Below are 18,350 nucleotides of genomic sequence, written 5' to 3' on the forward strand. Positions count from 1 at the left end.
AACATCGAGTCCAAACCATCCTCGGGATCAAATGCGGAACTGTCTTGTGGTTCAAGGGGATTGCCGATCGCATTGTCAAAAGCCATCGTCGGCGCCTCCTGCCTGGGAAGTCGTTTCTCGTTCTGTCATCGTGCATCGCGACGCCACTGCCGCCTGCCACTCATACCCGTACATTCTCGATCTTCACCAAGTGCCCGGCGCGACGGTCACCCCGATGGTGTCCGAACAATCCGTCCGGATTCGAACAATTGATCGAAGCCCTTGCGGGCCAGTGCTTCTCGATCTCGAACCCAGAATGACACTGATGTGATTACACACGCACACCGCGGGTCTGGTCAAGTTGAATCGAAAGATTCCTTAATACCATCGACCGACGCCGGAGCTCCGGTAAGACACGATGCGTGTTCGCCGGGGGGTGGATTCTCACATTCTGACCCGATCGCCCGGGGTCGGATCGTGGTCCGTGGTAGGGGCTCGGGAACCAGTCACTACAGTTGGTCGGGTGAAGGTGACGGTACTCGTCGGCGGTGTCGGCGGCGCACGATTTCTGACCGGTGTCCGCGAACTACTCGGCCCGACACCGTTTCCTGCCGTCGAGGCAGCCGACGAGGGGGCGCCGTCGGATTCGCCCGCGAGTGCACACGAGGTCACCGCGATCGTCAACGTCGGTGACGACGCCTGGATGCACGGGGTACGCATCTGCCCCGATCTCGACACCTGCATGTACACCCTCGGCGGTGGTATCGACCCCGAACGCGGCTGGGGACGCCGCGCGGAGAGCTGGCACGCCAAAGAAGAACTCGCCGCCTACGGCGCCGATCCCGACTGGTTCGGTCTCGGTGACCGCGACCTGGCCACGCACCTCATCCGCACGCAGATGCTCGACGCGGGCTATCGCCTCTCGGACGTCACCGCGGCGCTGTGCCGGCGCTGGCAACCGGGCGTACGGCTGCTGCCCGCCACCGACGAGAGGCATGAGACGCACGTCGTGGTGGCCAAACCCGACGGCGCCGAGGACGAACGGGTCGCGATCCACTTCCAGGAGTGGTGGGTGCGCTACCGCGCCCAGATCCCCACTTTCGGTTTCGCACAAGTCGGTTCGGATGAGACGCAGACCGCTCCGGGGGTGTCCGACGCGATCGCCGAGGCCGACATCGTGTTGCTCGCGCCGAGCAACCCGGTGGTGAGCATCGGCGCGATCGTCAGTGTGCCGGGTATGCGTGCGGCCCTGCGGTCCACGTCGGCGCCGGTGGTGGGGATCTCCCCGGTCATCGACAACCGGCCGCTACGCGGAATGGCCGACGAGTGTCTCGCGGTGATCGGGGTGCAGACGTCGGCGGCTGCGATCGCAGAGCACTACGGGGCGCGCAGCGGCAACGGCATCCTCGACGGCTGGCTCGTGGCCGACGGTGATCAGGCGCACGTGAACGGGATAACGGTGGGTTCGGCCCCCTTGCTGATGACCGACGCGTCGGCGACGGCACGGATGGTCCGTGCCGCGTGCGCGCTCGTCGGCGTTGCGACGCCCGAACACGCGGCCGGCGGACAATGGTGAGCATCGTCGACCACCGGGCACATGGCGCGATCGAGATCCTGCCGGTCACCGGACTGCCCGAGTTCACCACCGACTCCGATCTCGCAGCCGAGATCCTCGGCCACGCACCGTGGTTGCACGACGGCGACATCCTGGTGGTCACCAGCAAGGTGTTCTCCAAGACCGAGGGGCGGATGGTCACCGCACCGACCGATCCCGACAAGCGAGATGCCTTGCGACGCCGGCTCATCGACGAGGAGTCGGTGCGCGTGCTGGCCCGGCGCAACCGCACCCTGATCACCGAGAACCGCAACGGGCTGGTGCAGGCAGCGGCGGGCGTCGACGGCTCCAACGTCCCCACCGACCGGATCGCGCTGCTGCCCGTCGACCCCGACGCCAGCGCCCGATCGCTGCGTCAGGCGATCGCCGCTGCGGGCGGGCCGACGGTGGCGGTGATCGTCACCGACACCATGGGCCGCGCCTGGCGGACCGGACAGACCGACGTGGCGATCGGCGCCGCCGGGATCGCGGTAACCCACCCGTACGAGGGCGCAGTGGACGGCCACGGCAATCCGTTGCTGGTCACCGACATCGCCGTGGCCGACGAGATGGCCGCGGCCGCCGATCTGGTCAAGGGGAAGCTGGACGGAATCCCGGTGGCGGTGATCCGCGGATACGGCGTGGTGGACGACGGGTCCGCCGCGGCCGATCTGGTCCGCCCCACCGAGGACGATCTGTTTCGCCTCGGTACCGAGGAGGCGATCGTCCAAGGTCGCCGTGAGGCCATCCGCACCCGTCGGTCGGTGCGATCGTTCACCGACGCACCGGTCGATCCGCAGGATCTGCGCGACGCATGCGCCGACGCTCTCACGGCACCGGCTCCCCATCACACGCACCCGGTGCGACTGGTCTGGGTCCGCGATCGCCGACGGCGCCGGGAATTGCTGGACGCGATGGCGGCGGACTGGCGGGCCGATCTGGAAGCCGACGACAAGTCCGCCGAGTCCATCGAGAAGCGGCTTCGACGGGGCACCATCCTGTATGAGGCAACCGAACTCGTGATTCCGTTCCTCACCCCGGACGGTGCCCACACCTACCCCGACGCTCGCCGCGCGGCGGCCGAGCACACGATGTTCACCGTTGCCGCCGGCGGCGCGGTCGCCAGTCTCCTCGTCGCGCTCTCGGTTCGGGGACTGGGCAGTTGCTGGGTGGGCTCGACCATTTTCGCGCCCGCGACGGTGACTCGTGTTCTCGACGTCGATCCCCGCTGGGAACCGTTGGGCGCGGTCGCCATCGGCCACCCGGCCCACGAACTCACGGTGCGTGATCCGGCGCCGACGGATCAATGGCTGGTGCAACGATGACCGCTGCGTCGCTGCATTCCTCGACGGTGGAGCTGCTCACCTCCTGGGTCGCGCCGAGCCCCGAACAGGATTCGTTGCGGCACACCTACTTGGCCTTTCTCGCAGCCGCCCCCGATGCCTGCCTTCGCCGGTCGGTGCCCGGTCACGTGACGGCGTCGGCCATGGTCTTCACTCCTTCGCTGACCCACGTGTTGCTGACCTTGCACCCCCGCATCGGCAAATGGGTGCAGCTCGGTGGTCACTGCGAGCCGGAGGACCACACGATCGCCGCCGCCGCACTCCGGGAGGCGAGGGAGGAATCAGGTAATCCCGGCATCGAGCTGACCGGCGGCCTCGCACGGCTGCACACCCATCCGATCACCTGCTCACTCGGTGTGCCCACGCGACATCTCGACGTCCAATTCGCCGCTGTCGCACCACTTTCCGACACCGACACCGCGCTACCCGCGATCGTGTGCAGCGACGAGTCGACGGATCTGCAGTGGTGGCCGGTCGACGGCCTGCCCGCGGACACCGATCGGATCACGGTGACACCGCTCATCAACGACGCACTACGGCTGTTACGGAGCCTGCCGGCTCCCACGGGACACGACTGATCCGGTCGCTCAGACCTGGATTCCCTTCCCCACGGTGACCACCCCACCCGCGCTCACCGCGAACCGGTCACGATCGGACTCCACGTCGACACCGACCTGCCCGCCGTCGGAGACCACCACGTTCTTGTCGAGGATCGCGTGCCGCACCACCGCGCCCTTGCCGATACGCACACCGGGCATCAACACACTGCCCTCCACCACGGCACCGTTCTCGATCACCACATTCGACGACAACACCGAGTTGGTCACCGTGGCGCCCGAGATGATGCACCCGGCACCCACCACGGAGTCCGACGCGTGACCGCCTTGGACGAACTTCGCCGGCGGAAGGTTCAGTGATTCGCCGCGAATCGGCCACCGCAGGTTGTAGAGGTTGAACACCGGATGCACCGACACCAGGTCCATGTGGGCGTCGTAGAAGGCGTCGAGCGTACCGACGTCACGCCAGTATCCCTTGTCTCGTTCGGTCGCCCCCGGCACCTCGTTGTCCTTGAAGTCGTAGACGTATGCGGTGCCTCGCCCCACAAAGGCGGGGATGATGTCGCCGCCCATGTCGTGGTCGGAGTCCGGGTCGGCGGCGTCGGCGCGGATCGCATCGACCAGTGCGTCGGTGGTGAACACGTAGTTGCCCATCGATGCGAACGCCGCATCGGGATCGTCGGGGGTTCCGGGCGGATCACTGGGCTTCTCGAGGAAGCGGGTGATGAGACCGTCGTCGTCGGAATCGATCACACCGAAGGCGGACGCCTCGGCGCGAGGCACCCGGATACCGGCCACCGTCACGTCGGCACCGGAGGCGATGTGTGCCTCCACCATCTGTGAGGGATCCATCCGATACACGTGGTCGGCACCGAACACGACGATGTAGTCGGGCTTCTCGTCGAAGATCAGATTCATCGACTGGAAGATGGCGTCGGCACTGCCGGTGTACCAACGCGGGCCAAGTCGCTGCTGTGCGGGCACCGGTGTGATGTATTCACCGTGAAACCCCGATGACCACCAGGTCTGCGAGATATGGCGATCAAGTGAATGCGACTTGTATTGCGTGAGCACACAGATTCGTTCGTAGCCCGCATTGACGAGGTTGGACAGCACGAAGTCGATCAGTCGGTAGGCACCCCCGAACGGAACCGCGGGTTTGGCGCGGTCCATCGTCAACGGGTAGAGGCGTTTTCCCTCGCCGCCGGCGAGGACGATTCCGAGCACATGCGGCTGCGATCTCACACTTCCAACTTAACCGTCATCCCAGGCCGGGGCCAGACGAAAAGCAGTACGAAACGCCATAGTTGCGTGGGTTCCGTATCGAGATCGCACGCTGCGATGGCGAAGTGACCGCCGTACCGCTAGCGTCGTGTGCCATGAAGGTGGCGATGATGACGCGGGAGTATCCACCTGAGGTCTACGGCGGCGCCGGAGTCCATGTCACCGAACTCGTCCGGCATCTCCGTGATCTCGTGAGCGTCGACGTCCACTGCATGGGCGCGCCGCGCGACACGGCATTCGTCTACGCACCCGATCCCGCTCTCGCCGACGCCAATACCGCGTTGGCGATGCTCTCGACGGATCTACGGATGACCCACGGCGCCGCCGGTGCCGACGTCGCACACTCGCACACCTGGTACACCGGCCTCGCCGGCCATCTGGCCGCCGAACTGTATGGCATTCCGCACGTACTCACCGCGCATTCGCTCGAACCGATGCGCCCGTGGAAGGCCGAGCAACTCGGTGGCGGGTACCGGGTGTCGAGCTGGGCCGAGCGTAATGCCGTGGAAAACGCCAACGCCGTGATCGCGGTCAGTTCGGGTATGCGCACCGACGTGTGCGACACCTATCCGCGACTCGATCCCGACCGGGTGCACGTGGTGCGCAACGGCATCGACACCACCGCGTGGTTCCCGGTGGACGAGCCGTTCGGCCCGGACTCGGCACTCGTTCGTCTCGGCGTGGACCCGGATCGGCCGATCGCGGCCTTTGTCGGGCGGATCACTCGCCAGAAGGGCGTTGCGCACCTGGTGGCCGCCGCGCATCATTTCGATCCGGATGTGCAGTTGGTGTTGTGCGCGGGCGCCCCCGACACACCGGAGATCGGCGCCGAGATCGAGGCGGCCGTGGCGCAACTGTCGGCGACGCGTGCCGGTGTGTTCTGGGTGCGGGAAATGCTACCACTCCCCCGCATCAGGGAAATACTGAGTGCGGCAACAGTTTTCGTGTGCCCGTCGGTGTACGAACCGTTGGGCATCGTCAACCTCGAGGCGATGGCCTGCGCCACCGCGGTGGTTGCGTCGGAAGTGGGTGGCATCCCGGAGGTGGTGCGTGACGGCGTCACCGGACGTCTGGTGCCCTACAACCCGGCCGACCCGGCGTCGTTCGAACGCGGCCTGGCCGAGTCGGTCAACGCGGTCGTCGGGGATCCGGCGGGCGCTGCGGCGATGGGCGCTGCGGGGCGCGAACGCGCACAGGCCGAGTTCTCCTGGTCGAGCATCGCCGAGCAGACGGTCGCGGTCTACGAGGCGTCGATGCGCTGAGCGGGTCGACACACAGTGGCGGTCACGGCGACGGTGACCGGTAGCGCTGTAGTACCACCGTTGGTCAATGCCGCTGCGGCATCAGCGATCTCGCGTGTGGTTCGGTGAAACGCGGACGGCCCCATGCCGACAAGGTCGCCGATCACCTGCGCATCGCAATCGTGGCGGTACACGATCTCCCTGTGGTCGATCACCTCGAAAGCGCAGTGGCGACCCCGTCGGCCAGTGGCAGCCTCCGCCAGACGTCGGCAACCACTGCCGCCGCCCGGTCGACGGTGCGCGCGAGGGTGCGCGCGCAGTACTTGGAGAGGTCGATGCCCAGTCCGCGCGCGTCCGCGGGCGCGTGCGCGAGAGCGGCATGAAGATAATGGCCAGGGCCGGAGCCGAGATCCACGACGATCGGGCGGCCACTCGACGCCTGCCGCCAGTCCGCGCCGATCTCGCCGACGCCCGCCACGACGCCGTCGAGAACCCCCGCCCGGTGCACGCGGACACGGGCGGCGACCATGTCGGCGGTATCAGAACGCATCGACATCGGCCGCCCGTCGAGCAGCGACACGTACCCCTGACGAGCGATGTCGAATGAGTGCCCGCCACCACAGCGCAGCGCTGATTTCTCCAGGGAGACCGGCGCACCGCAGATCGGGCAACGCAGAATGTCGAGCAGATCGCCGAGAGCGGCGATCGAGGTCAGCTGGTGACTCCGCGCAGTTCCTCACCCAGTGCGCTGGCCTCGTCGGCGGTCAGTTCCACCACGAGGCGTCCGCCACCTTCGATCGGAATGCGGACAACGATTCCACGCCCTTCCTTGGCCGCTTCGAGGGGGCCATCCCCAGTTCGTGGCTTCATTGCCGCCATGCGCGAACTCCCTTCAGACTGTTCCTCACCGGCCCATGCTGATCTTCACCAGCCGACGCCGGGCGTGACAACGGGCGTGCCGCCATGACAATGATACGTGTTCACCCCAACCGGCCCGCCCACCCGGGCGGTGTGTCAATCACGGGCGTCCGCGTCGGCCCTCTCCTGAAGGTTGTGAACGAGCGTGCGCAAATCGTCGATCTCGGTGGCGAGCCGGTCGAGAACCCAGTCGACCTCACTCTGCCGGTACCCGCGCAGTGTTTGGGCGAACATCAGCTCGCGGACGTCGCGGCCGCTGATCCCCGCGGCCGGCAGACGCGTGAGGGTGGTGTCCTTGTCGAGGGGAGGCAGATCTTCGCCGCGGCCGAACACGAACCACGCGGCAGCGAACACCGCCACCACCACGACGGCCATGATCAGCAGGTAGAGCAACAACGTCTGCATGAGACGAGTGTATGCGGACGTCACGCCGACCGGATCGGGCCGTGGCGGCTCGATCCGGTCGGCGGCGGTAGGTCTAGCTGGCCATCTCCGCGTCGTCGGATTCGATGACGCGGAGGGTGTTCATCGGCGGCCGGTCCTCGAGGTACACCTCGGTGGTGTGCGGGGTGAAAGTACCGTCGGGCTCCGCGGTGAACTGGGTGAGCCCGGTTCCGGAATCCTCGATCCCGCACCGGCGCATGAGCGTTCCCACGATCTGCCGACTCATCACGCCGAGTTCGATGAGCGGACGATTGCGGTGGGTGCGGACGCCGAGGTTCACCTGTCCGATCCCGTTGAGGCCGTAGCGGTCGTAGGTGTCGATGAGCAGGCCGATCTCGACGCCGTAACCGGGTGCGAACGGAACCGCGGAGAGCAATTCACGGGTACCGGCGTACTCGCCGCCGAGCGGCTGCAGGACTGCGGTGAGTTCCGGCTTCTGCGACGCGAGCAGCGGCCGCGCGACGAGTTCGGTGACGCGTCCTCCGCCGTTGGCGTCCTGGGTGCCACCGGTGCGCAGCGGGCGCCGGTAGTAGCCCTTGACGAGGTGGATCTCGGGGTTGATCAACAGCGGACCCAGCATCTTCGGCACGAACATCGGGTCGGGGTCGATGAGGTCGGAGTCGACGAACGCGATGATGTCGCCGGTCACTGCGGCGATCGAGCGCCACAGCACCTCGCCCTTCCCCTTCACCGGCTCGAGTTCGGGTACCGCCTCCTCACGCGAGATCACCTGCGCACCGGCGGCCAGCGCGCGCTCGGCGGTGGCGTCGGTGGAGCCCGAGTCGAGAACGATGAGTTCGTCGACCAGCGTGCCCAGCAGCGGGCGGATCGTGGCGATGACGTCGGCGACGGTCTCCTCTTCGTTCAGCGCGGGCAGGACCACCGACACGGTCCGCCCGTCCTTGGCTGCGACGAGTTCGTCGATGGTCCAGTCCGGTTGTTCCCACGTGTGGGTCTGCGACCATTCGCGATCCTCACCGAGCGAGTCGGCGGGTGCGGGCCACATGGCGGTCCTGTCCCGGTTGTTGGCTGCGGTCGCCCTGTGGCGCGGATGGGTTCGACGTGCCTGATCGGTCATGCGAGTCCCCTGACTGTTCGGGCGGGAGGTCGTGTTCCCGCTATGGCAGCGACCATGTCGACCACACGACGGGTGGCGGCGACTTCGTGGACGCGGAAGATCCTCGCACCATGTTCGGCGCTCAGCGCTGTCGCGGCCAGTGTCCCCTCTACTCGTTCGTCGAGGCCCACACCCAGAGTCTCCCCCACGAAGTCCTTGTTGCTGAGCGCCATCAACACAGGCCAGCCGGTATTAACAAGATCTTTTACGTGGCGTAACAGAGCCAAACCGTGATGGGTGTTCTTACCAAAATCGTGCGTCGGATCAATAACGATCGCATCACGGCGCACTCCAGCGGCCTCTGCCGCCCGAGCCGCGGAGGTCACCGACTCGATGACATCGCGCACCACGTCGTCGACGTGATCGCCGTAGGCCACTCGATGCGGACGAGTGCGCACCACCGCGCCGCCGGTGTGCGAGCACACGATGCCCGCTCCGCGCACGGCCGCGACCTTCACCAGGTCGGGGTCGGTTCCGGCCCACGTGTCGTTGATGAGGTCGGCCCCGGCGGCGCATGCCTCGTCGGCAACCTCCGCGCGCCACGTGTCGACGCTGATCAGCAGGTCGGGAAACGTGTCGCGTATCCAGCCGATCATGGGGATCACCCGGGCGATCTCGGTGGCCGCATCGACTTCCCGGCCGGGACCGGCCTTCACTCCGCCGATGTCGACGATGTCGGCGCCCTCGGCGACGACCTGCACCACCCGTGTCTGCGCGGCCTCGTCGGTGAACGCGGCGCCACGGTCGTAGAACGAGTCCGGGGTGCGATTGACGATGGCCATGACCAGCGCACGATCGGCCGCGACCGGGCGGCCGCACAACGTCGCGTTCATGCGGGCCAGCCTAACGATCGCCGTGCACTGCGTGCAGCGACGGGGATTCAGTTCTTGGGCACCCGCGCCTTGGCGACGTCCTCGGCATAGTCGTCGTAGAACTCGACGTAACCCTCCTCTCGTCCCCGCAGCACGTACAACGCATCGTCATCTACATCGCTGTAGCCCTGCTTGCGGAGTTCGGTCTTGAGGTTCTTGAACGTCGAGGTCGCCTCCAACTGATCGACGACGCGGATGAACAGCGGGATCGCGTAGGTCGGCATCACCTCGTAAAGGTGATCGGCCAGCGCCTTGCCGTCGAGTTTCTCGCCGTCGTGCAGCGTGACCGCACCCATCCCGGCCCGGCCGTCGGTGCGGGGCACCTCCACCCCGTAGACCACCGACTGGGTGACGGAGTCGAAGCCGTCGAGTCCGGCCTCCACCTCCGAGGTGGCGACGTTCTCACCCTTCCACCGGAAGGTGTCGCCGAGACGGTCGACGAAGGCGATGTGCGAGAAGCCCTGGTCGCGCACCAGATCCCCGGAGTTGAACCATTCGTCACCGTCCTTGAAGGCGTTGCGGATGATCTTCTTCTCGGTCTCGGCCGAATCGGTGTAACCGTCGATCGGCACCCTGTCGTTGATGCCCGAGACCAGCAGGCCCACCCCTCCGCGCTTGACCTTGGTCAGTCGGCCCTTGTCGTTGCGTTTGGGTTCGCCGTCCTCGTCGTATTCGACGATGGCGTAGGGCAGCGGACAGAATCCGGCGGTGCGTTCGGCGCTGAAGGCGTTGACGAAGACGAGGTTGAGTTCGCTGGCCCCGTAGAACTCCACGATCCGGTCGATCCCGAAACGTTCCTGGAATTCGTCCCAGATGTCGGGGCGCATCCCGTTGCCCACGGCCAAGCGCACCGAGTGCTGACGGTCGGTGGGCTTCTCCGGCTGCGCGAGCAGGTACCGGCACAGTTCACCGATGTAGCAGAAGGCGGTCGCCCGGTTGAGGATCACCTCGTCCCAGAACTTCGACGCGGAGAACTGCTTGCCGATGGCGAAGCAGGCGCCCGCGGCGAGGACCGACGACAGCGACACCGACAGCGCGTTGTTGTGGTACAGCGGCAGCGGCACGTACATGGTGTCGTTGTGCTTGAGCCGCACCGCAAGCCCGCCGATACCGGAAAGGCTTGCAAGCCAACGGTTGTGACTCATGACGCTGGCCTTGGGCAACCCGGTGGTGCCGGAGGTGAAGATATAGAACGCCTCGGTGGATGCCGGCAGGGTCGCGGTGATCGAGGGGTTCGTCTCGGGCTTGCCGTCGGCTTCCTTGTCGAAGGCGGCGAAGTCGAAGACCCGCTCGGGCAGTGCCGCGGAATCGATCGAGTCGAGCGCCTCCGCCGATTCGGGATCGTGCACCAGCACGCGGGCGCCGAGCAGCTTGAGGCTGTGTTCGAGCACATTGCCGCGTTGGTTGTAGTTGATCATCCCGGCGATCGCGCCGAGTTTCACGGTGGCCAGCATCAGCATCAGGTCGGTGGGGCAGTTGCGTGACACCAGCGCCACCACATCACCCTTGCCCACACCGTTGTCGGTGAGCGCCGCCGCGTAGCGGTTGACGGTGCGGTTGGCCTCGCCGTAGGTGGTGGTCTTGCCCTCGAACCGGATGAACGGACGTTCGGGGTGGTCGGCGGCGCGCTTCTCGAAGATCGAACCGATGGTGCGCTTGGCGTCCGGTGGGCGCCGGATCAGTCCGGGGGCATGCTTGACCATCCCGTACGCGTCGGGCGCCATCTTGACCACGCCCTTGACGAGGTCTGAGATACCGACGACTTTCGGTGCGCCACCTGACATCGAATTTTCCCTCCACCCTGAGCAACACACTCACCATGACAGTTGCGTGGAACACATCTTACCGGCCAGTAGCAAGTGCGATGGCACCCTCCACCGAATCGGCGGTCAGCAGTCTCTCCAGGGATCTCGCAGCCACGAAACCCGCAGGTACCAGGCCCTGCAGCCACGTGAGCAGTGGAAGGTAGAAGTCGATCGGGTCGAGCAGGATCACCGGTTTGGTGTGCATGCCGAGGTAGCCCGCCGTCCACGTCTCGAAGAGCTCTTCGAGCGTGCCGATTCCGCCGGGCAGGGTGATGAACGCGTCGGCGCGCTCGTCCATGAGCTGCTTGCGCTGCCGCATCGTCTCGGTGACCACCAACTCGTCGGCCCCGAGATCGGCCACCTCGCGTTCCATCAGCGCGCGCGGGATGATGCCGACGGTCCGCCCGCCCGCAGCCCTGGTGGCCTCGGCGACCGCGCCCATCATGGAGATGTTGCCGCCGCCGGACACCAGCGTGTGGCCACCGGACCCGATGGCGGTGCCCAGTTCGGCGGCGAGGTCGAGGAACGATCGATCAACCGGACCCGACGCGCAGTACACACAGATCGCGGTCATCGATCGCGCACCCGCGACGACTCCACCACTATCTGCACGGCCTCCTGCGGCGTGTCCACCACATGGAGGAGATCCAGGTCGCCGGCCGAGACCATCCCGGTGGCGAGGAGCCGGTCACGCATCCAGTCGACGAGGCCGCCCCAGTGGTCACACCCGATCAGCACGATCGGAAAGCGCACCACCTTCTTCGTCTGCACCAGGGTGAGCGCCTCGAACAGTTCGTCGAGGGTGCCGAAACCTCCCGGCAGGCAGACGAAGGCCTGCGCGTACTTCACGAACATCGTCTTGCGGACGAAGAAGTACCGGAAGTTCATGCCGAGATCGACCCACGGATTGATGTGCTGCTCGAAGGGAAGCTCGATGTTGAGCCCGATGGACCGCGAGGGAGTCTGTGCCGCACCACGATTGGCTGCCTCCATCACCCCCGGACCACCGCCGGTGATCACCGCGTAGCCCGCTTCCCCCAGTGCCCTACCGAGTTCCACCGCGAGGTCGTATTCGGGTGTATCGGGCGCGATACGCGCCGACCCGAACACGGTGACCGCCTCGGCCACGTCGCTCATCGCGTCGAACCCGGCGACGAATTCCGATTGGATGCGCAGCACCCGCCACGAGTCACGCATGGTGCGTTCGGTGCGCAACTGCTTGTCGCGTGGATCGACCCATTCGAGCAGCCGCCGATCCTTGGTCTCGGCGTCGGTGGGTGCGTGCACGGACTGGGGCGTGCCGAAGAATTCGGGCGGGTCGGACGACATGCTGGTCACGCTAGCAAGCTGGCGCACCCGAATCCCGGCACGCGCGAATCGCCGGGGTCCGATCTGCGTGTGTGGTCTGATGCGTGAGGACAGGGCTGCCAGGACAGGGCGATCAGGACAGGGTGATCAGGACGGGGCGATCAGGACAGGTAGGAGCGCAGCAGTTCGGCGACCTCGGTGATCTGGGCGGTGGGCACCCGCTCGTCGACGCGGTGGGCGAGGCTCGGGTCACCCGGACCGAGGTTGACCGCGGGAATGCCGAGTGCGGAGAACCGCGAGACGTCCGTCCAGCCGTACTTCGCCCGGAATCGTCCGCCGGCGGCGTCCACGAGGGCGGCCGCGGCGGGGTGGCGCAGGCCCGGCAGTGCACCGGGCGCCGAATCGGTGAGTTCCATGGTGATCCGGCCGGTGTCGAGGTCGCCCGCGAACACCTCGCGAACATGGTCGAGGGCGGTCTCGACGCTACGGTCTGGGGCGAAGCGGAAGTTGACGTCGACCCACGCCGCATCGGGCACCACATTGCCCGCCACCCCGCCGCCGATCCGTACCGCCGACAAGCCCTCGCGGTACTCGCATCCGTCGATGTCGACCCGGCGCGGCGAGTAGCGCTGCAGCGTGCCGAGAACGGTGTCGAGTTTGTGAATTGCGTTGTCGCCCATCCATGATCGGGCCGAGTGCGCTCGGGTACCGGACGCGGTGAGCCGCACCCGCAGGGTCCCCTGACAACCCGCCTCGATCTGCCCGGCGGTCGGTTCACCGAGAATCGCGACGTCGCCCGCCAGCCAGTCGGGTAGTTCCCGTTCGATGACACCGAGGCCGTTGTACTCCGCGGCGATCTCCTCGCAGTCGTAGAAGATCAGCGTCAGATCGTGCGCGGGTTCGGTGAGGGTGGCCGCCAGGTGCGCGAACACCGCGTCGCCGGATTTCATGTCGACGGTGCCGCAGCCATGTAGCACGTCGCCCTCGTCGGGGTCGGTGGTGCGCCGGTGCGGCAGATTGCCCGCCACCGGCACGGTGTCGAGATGGCCGGCGAGAATCACCCGGCTCGGCTTGCCGCGATCGGTGCGCGCCAACACCCGGTTACCGTGGCGGAGAATCTCGAATCCGGTGGTCTGGCGGCGCAACGCGTCCTCGACCGCGTCCGCGATCGCCGCCTCGTCGCGTGATTCCGACGCGATGTCGACCAGCGCCGCGGTCAGGTCGACCGGATCGGCGTGCAGGTCGAGGACGGCTTTCTCGGCGATGCTCACACCGTCAATCTATCCCGGGGCACTCAGTGGTCGACGCCTCCCAGGTTCCGGGTCGACCATCCCGGCATGTCGATGGTGGGTTCTCGGCAGCGAGACGAACCGCGCCCGCGGCCGGTGGTGGCAGCAGGGTCACACCGGCCGCATGTCGGCCGCACCGAAGGACACGCTGAATTGCTCGCACCACAGGAACACCGCGGGGTAGCGCGATTGGTCGACGTCGGCGGGAATCGCATAGACCTGGTTGCCGCGGTTGCCCTTGATCTGACCGAGGTCGACGTGCGGCGCGTTCGCCGCGGTGCGCCAGCCGCGCAGGCCTTCGATCACCTCGGCCGCCGACAACCAGACGTGAACGTCCGGCCCGGTGGTGGTGTCGAGATCTTCGATCGCGAGAACCCTGGATCCGTCCGGCTTTTCGATGACCGACACCATGCCCGACGTATCGTGCTCGTGACTGATCAGTGCGCCGCGTGAGATCACCACGGGTCCGGCGGGCGTGTCACCGCCGGGAGTCACCGATGCCGACGGCACCGCCACGGGTACGACGTCGTCGACCCGGGTGTGGACGAAGATCAGCCACGGCTTGAACACCGCGGCCGCGACGATTGCGGCGGCCACAATGATCACAGCGCCCCCGCCGACGATCCAGCGGAGACGACGGCGAGGTCGTCGCGCGGACATCCGGTTGTCGGCCATGACCCGACATTACGGACATCGACGTGGCCGCGACCAGGACCGATCGACCGGTCGAATGACATCGTCACCCATGTCCGGCTCGACCTCACCGCGCCTGCGGTGCGGGAACCGCCCCGGGAACCGTTGTGTCCGAAACATTCAAGACACCGCCGTACCGGCGCCGTAGCTTGGCAGGCATGACCACCCCCGAGCACCCTGTTCTCAACGCGCTGTCGTTCGTCGTCGCCGACATGGGCGCGACCGTTGCCTTCTACACCCGCCTCGGCCTGCGATTCGAGGCGGAAGCCGCTGGGGCACCACATGTCGAGACCACCGCGGCCGGCATGCGCATCATGTTCGACACCCGTGACGTGGTGGAGTCGTTCATGCCGGACTGGACCGATCCGTCCGGTGGCCACCGCGCGGCGCTGGCATTCGAGTGTGGCAGTCCCGCTGCCGTGGACGCCTGGCATCACGACCTGGCGTCGCAGGGATACGGCTCGGTGCGCGAACCCTTCGACGCCGTGTGGGGTCAGCGGTACGCGGTGATCAGCGATCCGGACGGGAACCCGGTGGACCTTTATGCCCCGCTGGGCTGACGTGTCCCGGCCGGCTTCACGCTCACGGCGAATGCGGGCGGCGGCGCGCCGGCGAGCTCACTGAACTCCCGGTGCATGTGCGAATAGTCGGCGTATCCGGCGTCCGCGGCGACGTCGGAGAGCGGACGGCCGCCGATCAGTCTCATCGCTGCACGCATCCGCAGTACCCGCGCCAGGGTCTTGGGGCCGTATCCGAAGGACTGCAACGACATTCGGTGCAGGGTGCGTGGTGTGACACCCAATGCCTCGGCGCAGTCGGCCACGGGGATGCCCTGACCGAGCATCGAGACCAGGGCATCGATTGCGAGCGGAACGCCATCGTGAGTGCAGCCGGCACAGAGCGTCCGTAGCGTCGCGGCGGGATCGTCGGACTCCGCCAGCATGTCCGACCAGCGCCGCACCCGGGTGGTCGGCCAGATGTCGGCGGCGGGTACCCGCAGATCTGTGAATCGGGACGCGGGATGTCCCAGCAGACCCGGCGCGTGGCCGGGAGCGAATCGTAGGCCCACGATGTCGCGTCGGATCGCGCTGGAGAACACGTTGGGGACGGTGTCGGGGCCTGCGATGAGCAGCGTGTCGCCGGTCCAGATCACATCCATGCAGCCGTCGGGCAGAATCACCGCGTCGCCGGGCGGGGTGGCGGCACGCCAAAGCGTCACCCGTGTCCCGCTTCCGGCAGTCATCCGCTTCAGTATTGCGTGGGGGGAACTGCCCTGTCACGCGGGACGAAAGTCCCTCTCCGGACACACTCGCGCGCGCCGATAATGGAGGTAGCGGATCGTCGACTCTGAGGAGATGATCACATGTCCGCTCATTCGGAAACCAATGGACAACATCCCGTCGCTGTTGCGGGTTTCGTCCTCACACTCTTCGGCTTCATCGCCGCACCGGTCGCGCTCGTCGCCCTGGCCTTGGGTCACGGTGGTGCCGCTCTGGTCGCCGGAATAGTGGCGATCGTCGTGTTGAGCATCGGGATCGCGATGATCACCGTGATGACCAGGCGGATGCACCACGGCGCACTGGTCCCCGATATGACGCCGACAGAGGAACAGCACTACCTCGACGAGTACCGGCACGAGGTGGCCTGACCGGCACGGCCGAGTAGTGCACGTCGTGTCGCGGACTGACACGTTGGCGGTCCGGTGGCGCCGGTAGACTCGTCGCCCGTGACTACGATTGGTGCTTTCGCGACCGGTATCGCCACCGTCACCAACGGTGGCTCGAACGACCCGGGTGTGGTTCTCGACGTCTGGTATCCCGAGCCCGAACTCGGTACCCACTCGACCTCCGACACCAGGGTCCTCTCCGGGGACGAGACGCCGTCGGAGCTGACCGCGCTGGTGGGTGCCGACGCCGTGCGTGGCGTGAAGACCGTGGCGGTGCAGACCACCATCGCCGATCTCGGCGAACCTCCCGTCGACGCCTACGACGTGTACCTGCGCCTGCACCTGATCTCGCACCGTCTGGTGAAGCCGCACGCGGCGAATCTCGACGGCATCTTCGGCTTGCTGGCAAATGTCGTGTGGACCAATCACGGACCGTGCCCGGTGGAGGGATTCGAGAAGGTGCGCGGCCGACTGCGGTCGCGCGGCCACGTGACGGTGTACAGCATCGACAAGTTCCCCCGCATGGTCGACTACGTCGCACCGGGCGGGGTGCGGATCGGTGATGCCGACCGTGTGCGGCTGGGTGCTCATCTCGCGGCGGGTACCACGGTGATGCATGAGGGGTTCGTCAACTACAACGCCGGGACGCTCGGGTCGTCGATGATCGAGGGACGCGTGTCGGCGGGTGTCGTGGTGGGCGACGGCTCTGACATCGGCGGCGGCGCCTCGACCATGGGCACCTTGTCCGGCGGCGGCAAGGAGGTCATCTCGCTCGGCAAGCGATGCCTGCTTGGCGCCAACTCGGGATGCGGCATCGCGCTGGGCGACGACTGCGTTATCGAGGCGGGCCTGTATGTCACGGCCGGCACCAAGGTGACCGGACCCGATGGGTCGGCGGTGAAGGCACGGGAACTCTCCGGGCAGTCGAATCTGCTGTTCCGCCGCAACAGCATGACCGGGGCGATCGAGGTGCGGCCGTGGAAGGGTGACGGCATCGCGCTCAACGCGGCGCTGCACAAGAACGACTGATCAGATCCCGGAAGTTGCCGGTTGACGCGCGATGGCCGCGTCAACCGGCAATTTTCTTGGGTCGTGACGCGGGACGGCGGCGACCGGTTCAGTCGGCGAGTCGCTGCGCTGCCGCGTCGATGCGCTCGTCGGTGGCGGTGAGCGCGAAACGCACATGCTCGGCGCCGCGTGGTCCGTAGAAGTCGCCCGGAGCCACCAGAATCCCGCGTTGCGCCAGCCACGCCACGGTGTCGCGGCACCCCTCGCCGCGAGTGGCCCACAGGTACAGGCCGGCCTCGGAGTGATCCACCCGGAACCCCGCACCGCGCACCGCGTCGAGCAGCCGCATGCGACGCGCCCGATAACGCTCACGCTGGGCGTCGACGTGGACGTCGTCGCGCAGGGCTGCGGTCATCGCGGCCTGCACCGGGTACGGCACGATCAGCCCGGCGTGCTTGCGCACCGCAAGCAGTTCCGAGATCAGCTCTCGATCGCCGGCGAAGAATCCCGCGCGATAGGACGCGAGGTTGGAGATCTTCGAGAGCGAATGAATGGCGAGCACTCCCGTGTGATCACCGTCGGTGACCCGCGGATCGAGAATCGAGACCGCCTCGGTGTCCCAGGCCAGGCCGAGATAGCACTCGTCGGATGCGACCACGGTGTCGTGGTCGCGCGCCCACTCGACGACCTTGCGGAGATGGTCGACGCCGAGCACGCGCCCGGTCGGGTTGGACGGCGAGTTGACTAACATCAGGGCGGGCGCGGTGCGCCCGCGCACCGGACCGAGTTGCACGGTTGAGTCGGCGCGCACCGGAGTGGCCCCGGCCAGCAGCGCGCTCACCTCGTACGTGGGGTAGGCGACCTCGGGAATCACCACGGTGTCGCCGGCCCCGACCCCGAGAGTGGACGCGAGACCGGCGATCGCCTCCTTGGTACCGATCACCGGCAGGATGGAATCCTCGTCGAGTCCGGTGGCCCCGTAGCGACGCGACAGCGCGTCGGCGGCGGCACCACGTAGTTCTGCGGTACCCACCGTCGTCGGGTAACCGGGAAAGGCCGACGACTCGTAGAGCGCGTCCCGGATACCCGCATCGACATCGTCGATCGGCGTGCCCACGGACAGGTCGACGATGCCGCCCACGTGTGCGGCCGCCACCGATTTGGCCTCGGTGAGAGTGTCCCAGGGGAAATCGGGCAGGAGCGTGCTGATACGGCGGCGCCGGACCGACAAA

General features: G+C 66.9%; 19 protein-coding genes and 2 pseudogenes. 7 read left to right on the forward strand and 14 right to left on the reverse strand.

All coding sequences use genetic code 11. The features are described from left to right. The first annotated feature begins 502 nt into the window (after positions 1 to 502). Genes cofD through ACWDSI_RS06805 form a run of 3 tightly spaced genes read left to right on the forward strand, consistent with a single transcriptional unit; the run spans position 503 to position 3,494 of the window. Positions 503 to 1,555, forward strand: coding sequence for a 2-phospho-L-lactate transferase (gene cofD, locus ACWDSI_RS06795; protein WP_449745164.1), 1,053 nt, complete (start codon positions 503 to 505; stop codon positions 1,553 to 1,555). Further along, positions 1,549 to 2,898, forward strand: coding sequence for a coenzyme F420-0:L-glutamate ligase (locus tag ACWDSI_RS06800; protein ID WP_449756066.1), 1,350 nt, complete (start codon positions 1,549 to 1,551; stop codon positions 2,896 to 2,898). The genes cofD and ACWDSI_RS06800 overlap by 7 nt, the downstream gene beginning before the upstream one ends. After that, entirely contained in the window at positions 2,895 to 3,494 is a 600-nt protein-coding gene (locus tag ACWDSI_RS06805) for an NUDIX domain-containing protein (RefSeq protein ID WP_449756067.1), read from the forward strand. The genes ACWDSI_RS06800 and ACWDSI_RS06805 overlap by 4 nt, the downstream gene beginning before the upstream one ends. Before the next feature lie 9 nt (positions 3,495 to 3,503). Here ACWDSI_RS06805 and glgC read toward each other — a convergent pair whose 3' ends face one another. Beyond that, positions 3,504 to 4,718 (reverse strand): glucose-1-phosphate adenylyltransferase, encoded by a 1,215-nt coding sequence (gene glgC, locus ACWDSI_RS06810; RefSeq protein WP_449745167.1) that lies wholly within the window; start codon positions 4,716 to 4,718, stop codon positions 3,504 to 3,506. Between the two features lie 134 nt (positions 4,719 to 4,852). Between glgC and glgA the strand changes: the two genes are divergently transcribed. After that, positions 4,853 to 6,019 (forward strand): glycogen synthase, encoded by a 1,167-nt coding sequence (gene glgA, locus ACWDSI_RS06815; protein ID WP_449756068.1) that lies wholly within the window; start codon positions 4,853 to 4,855, stop codon positions 6,017 to 6,019. A 190-nt stretch (positions 6,020 to 6,209) separates the two neighbouring features. Here the strand turns inward: glgA and ACWDSI_RS06820 are convergent, their stop codons facing one another. The 11 genes and pseudogenes from ACWDSI_RS06820 to ACWDSI_RS06870 all read right to left on the reverse strand — a co-directional run bounded on the left by ACWDSI_RS06820 (position 6,210) and on the right by ACWDSI_RS06870 (position 14,375). After that, complete coding sequence (locus ACWDSI_RS06820) at positions 6,210 to 6,548, reverse strand: hypothetical protein (RefSeq protein ID WP_449756069.1); 339 nt, start codon at positions 6,546 to 6,548, stop codon at positions 6,210 to 6,212. Between the two features lie 66 nt (positions 6,549 to 6,614). After that, a pseudogene (locus ACWDSI_RS06825) lies at positions 6,615 to 6,713 on the reverse strand (hypothetical protein); the annotation flags it as partial. Next, positions 6,710 to 6,877 carry a DUF3117 domain-containing protein gene (locus ACWDSI_RS06830; RefSeq protein ID WP_449745169.1) on the reverse strand — a complete coding sequence of 56 codons (168 nt, stop codon included), beginning with the start codon at positions 6,875 to 6,877 and terminating at the stop codon, positions 6,710 to 6,712. The gene ACWDSI_RS06830 and the pseudogene ACWDSI_RS06825, both read right to left, overlap by 4 nt. 159 nt (positions 6,878 to 7,036) lie before the next feature. Next, positions 7,037 to 7,321: pseudogene (locus tag ACWDSI_RS06835) on the reverse strand (DivIVA domain-containing protein); the annotation flags it as partial. Positions 7,322 to 7,394: 73 nt separating this feature from the next. Then, on the reverse strand, positions 7,395 to 8,438 hold the full coding sequence (locus ACWDSI_RS06840; protein ID WP_449745170.1) for a glucosyl-3-phosphoglycerate synthase: 1,044 nt from the start codon (positions 8,436 to 8,438) through the stop codon (positions 7,395 to 7,397). Then, complete coding sequence (gene folP, locus ACWDSI_RS06845; RefSeq protein ID WP_449745171.1) at positions 8,435 to 9,310, reverse strand: dihydropteroate synthase; 876 nt, start codon at positions 9,308 to 9,310, stop codon at positions 8,435 to 8,437. Before folP ends, ACWDSI_RS06840 begins: the two co-directional genes overlap by 4 nt. A 47-nt stretch (positions 9,311 to 9,357) precedes the next feature. Continuing rightward, a complete protein-coding gene (locus tag ACWDSI_RS06850; protein ID WP_449745172.1) occupies positions 9,358 to 11,133 on the reverse strand; it encodes a long-chain-acyl-CoA synthetase in 1,776 nt (591 codons plus the stop codon). A gap of 58 nt (positions 11,134 to 11,191) precedes the next feature. Beyond that, positions 11,192 to 11,728, reverse strand: coding sequence for an LOG family protein (locus ACWDSI_RS06855; protein WP_449745173.1), 537 nt, complete (start codon positions 11,726 to 11,728; stop codon positions 11,192 to 11,194). Then, positions 11,725 to 12,483: an LOG family protein gene (locus ACWDSI_RS06860; RefSeq protein ID WP_449745174.1), complete on the reverse strand. Its 759-nt coding sequence runs from the start codon at positions 12,481 to 12,483 to the stop codon at positions 11,725 to 11,727. Before ACWDSI_RS06860 ends, ACWDSI_RS06855 begins: the two co-directional genes overlap by 4 nt. 140 nt (positions 12,484 to 12,623) lie before the next feature. Continuing rightward, positions 12,624 to 13,733, reverse strand: a complete 1,110-nt coding sequence (gene dapE / locus ACWDSI_RS06865; RefSeq protein ID WP_449745175.1) for a succinyl-diaminopimelate desuccinylase — start codon at positions 13,731 to 13,733, stop codon at positions 12,624 to 12,626. A gap of 129 nt (positions 13,734 to 13,862) precedes the next feature. Beyond that, positions 13,863 to 14,375: a DM13 domain-containing protein gene (locus ACWDSI_RS06870; RefSeq protein ID WP_449745470.1), complete on the reverse strand. Its 513-nt coding sequence runs from the start codon at positions 14,373 to 14,375 to the stop codon at positions 13,863 to 13,865. Positions 14,376 to 14,602: 227 nt separating this feature from the next. Between ACWDSI_RS06870 and ACWDSI_RS06875 the strand changes: the two genes are divergently transcribed. Then, entirely contained in the window at positions 14,603 to 15,004 is a 402-nt protein-coding gene (locus ACWDSI_RS06875) for a VOC family protein (RefSeq protein ID WP_449745176.1), read from the forward strand. Here the strand turns inward: ACWDSI_RS06875 and ACWDSI_RS06880 are convergent. Further along, on the reverse strand, positions 14,986 to 15,687 hold the full coding sequence (locus ACWDSI_RS06880; RefSeq protein ID WP_449745177.1) for a helix-turn-helix domain-containing protein: 702 nt from the start codon (positions 15,685 to 15,687) through the stop codon (positions 14,986 to 14,988). The two genes, ACWDSI_RS06875 and ACWDSI_RS06880, sit on opposite strands and share 19 nt — an antisense overlap. A gap of 120 nt (positions 15,688 to 15,807) precedes the next feature. Here ACWDSI_RS06880 and ACWDSI_RS06885 point away from each other — a divergent pair, with 120 nt between their 5' ends. Continuing rightward, entirely contained in the window at positions 15,808 to 16,092 is a 285-nt protein-coding gene (locus ACWDSI_RS06885; RefSeq protein WP_449745178.1) for a hypothetical protein, read from the forward strand. Between the two features lie 78 nt (positions 16,093 to 16,170). Further along, a complete protein-coding gene (gene dapD, locus ACWDSI_RS06890; RefSeq protein WP_449745179.1) occupies positions 16,171 to 17,139 on the forward strand; it encodes a 2,3,4,5-tetrahydropyridine-2,6-dicarboxylate N-succinyltransferase in 969 nt (322 codons plus the stop codon). Positions 17,140 to 17,227: 88 nt separating this feature from the next. On the opposite strand, the gene dapC is transcribed toward dapD, so the two are convergent. Further along, positions 17,228 to 18,349, reverse strand: a complete 1,122-nt coding sequence (gene dapC / locus ACWDSI_RS06895; protein WP_449756070.1) for a succinyldiaminopimelate transaminase — start codon at positions 18,347 to 18,349, stop codon at positions 17,228 to 17,230. Position 18,350: the final 1 nt, after the last annotated feature.

The organism is Gordonia sp. NPDC003429, from assembly GCF_053588575.1.

Coding starts and splice junctions, on each gene's coding strand:
- glgA (WP_449756068.1), top strand. CDS start 4,853: ATGAAGGTGGCGATGATGACGCGGGAGTATCCACCTGAGGTCTACGGC.
- ACWDSI_RS06850 (WP_449745172.1), bottom strand. CDS start 11,133: ATGTCAGGTGGCGCACCGAAAGTCGTCGGTATCTCAGACCTCGTCAAG.
- ACWDSI_RS06800 (WP_449756066.1), top strand. CDS start 1,549: ATGGTGAGCATCGTCGACCACCGGGCACATGGCGCGATCGAGATCCTG.
- ACWDSI_RS06805 (WP_449756067.1), top strand. CDS start 2,895: ATGACCGCTGCGTCGCTGCATTCCTCGACGGTGGAGCTGCTCACCTCC.
- ACWDSI_RS06820 (WP_449756069.1), bottom strand. CDS start 6,548: ATGCGTTCTGATACCGCCGACATGGTCGCCGCCCGTGTCCGCGTGCAC.
- folP (WP_449745171.1), bottom strand. CDS start 9,310: ATGAACGCGACGTTGTGCGGCCGCCCGGTCGCGGCCGATCGTGCGCTG.
- ACWDSI_RS06875 (WP_449745176.1), top strand. CDS start 14,603: ATGACCACCCCCGAGCACCCTGTTCTCAACGCGCTGTCGTTCGTCGTC.
- ACWDSI_RS06855 (WP_449745173.1), bottom strand. CDS start 11,728: ATGACCGCGATCTGTGTGTACTGCGCGTCGGGTCCGGTTGATCGATCG.
- ACWDSI_RS06880 (WP_449745177.1), bottom strand. CDS start 15,687: ATGACTGCCGGAAGCGGGACACGGGTGACGCTTTGGCGTGCCGCCACC.
- ACWDSI_RS06840 (WP_449745170.1), bottom strand. CDS start 8,438: ATGACCGATCAGGCACGTCGAACCCATCCGCGCCACAGGGCGACCGCA.
- ACWDSI_RS06860 (WP_449745174.1), bottom strand. CDS start 12,483: ATGTCGTCCGACCCGCCCGAATTCTTCGGCACGCCCCAGTCCGTGCAC.
- ACWDSI_RS06885 (WP_449745178.1), top strand. CDS start 15,808: ATGTCCGCTCATTCGGAAACCAATGGACAACATCCCGTCGCTGTTGCG.
- ACWDSI_RS06830 (WP_449745169.1), bottom strand. CDS start 6,877: ATGGCGGCAATGAAGCCACGAACTGGGGATGGCCCCCTCGAAGCGGCC.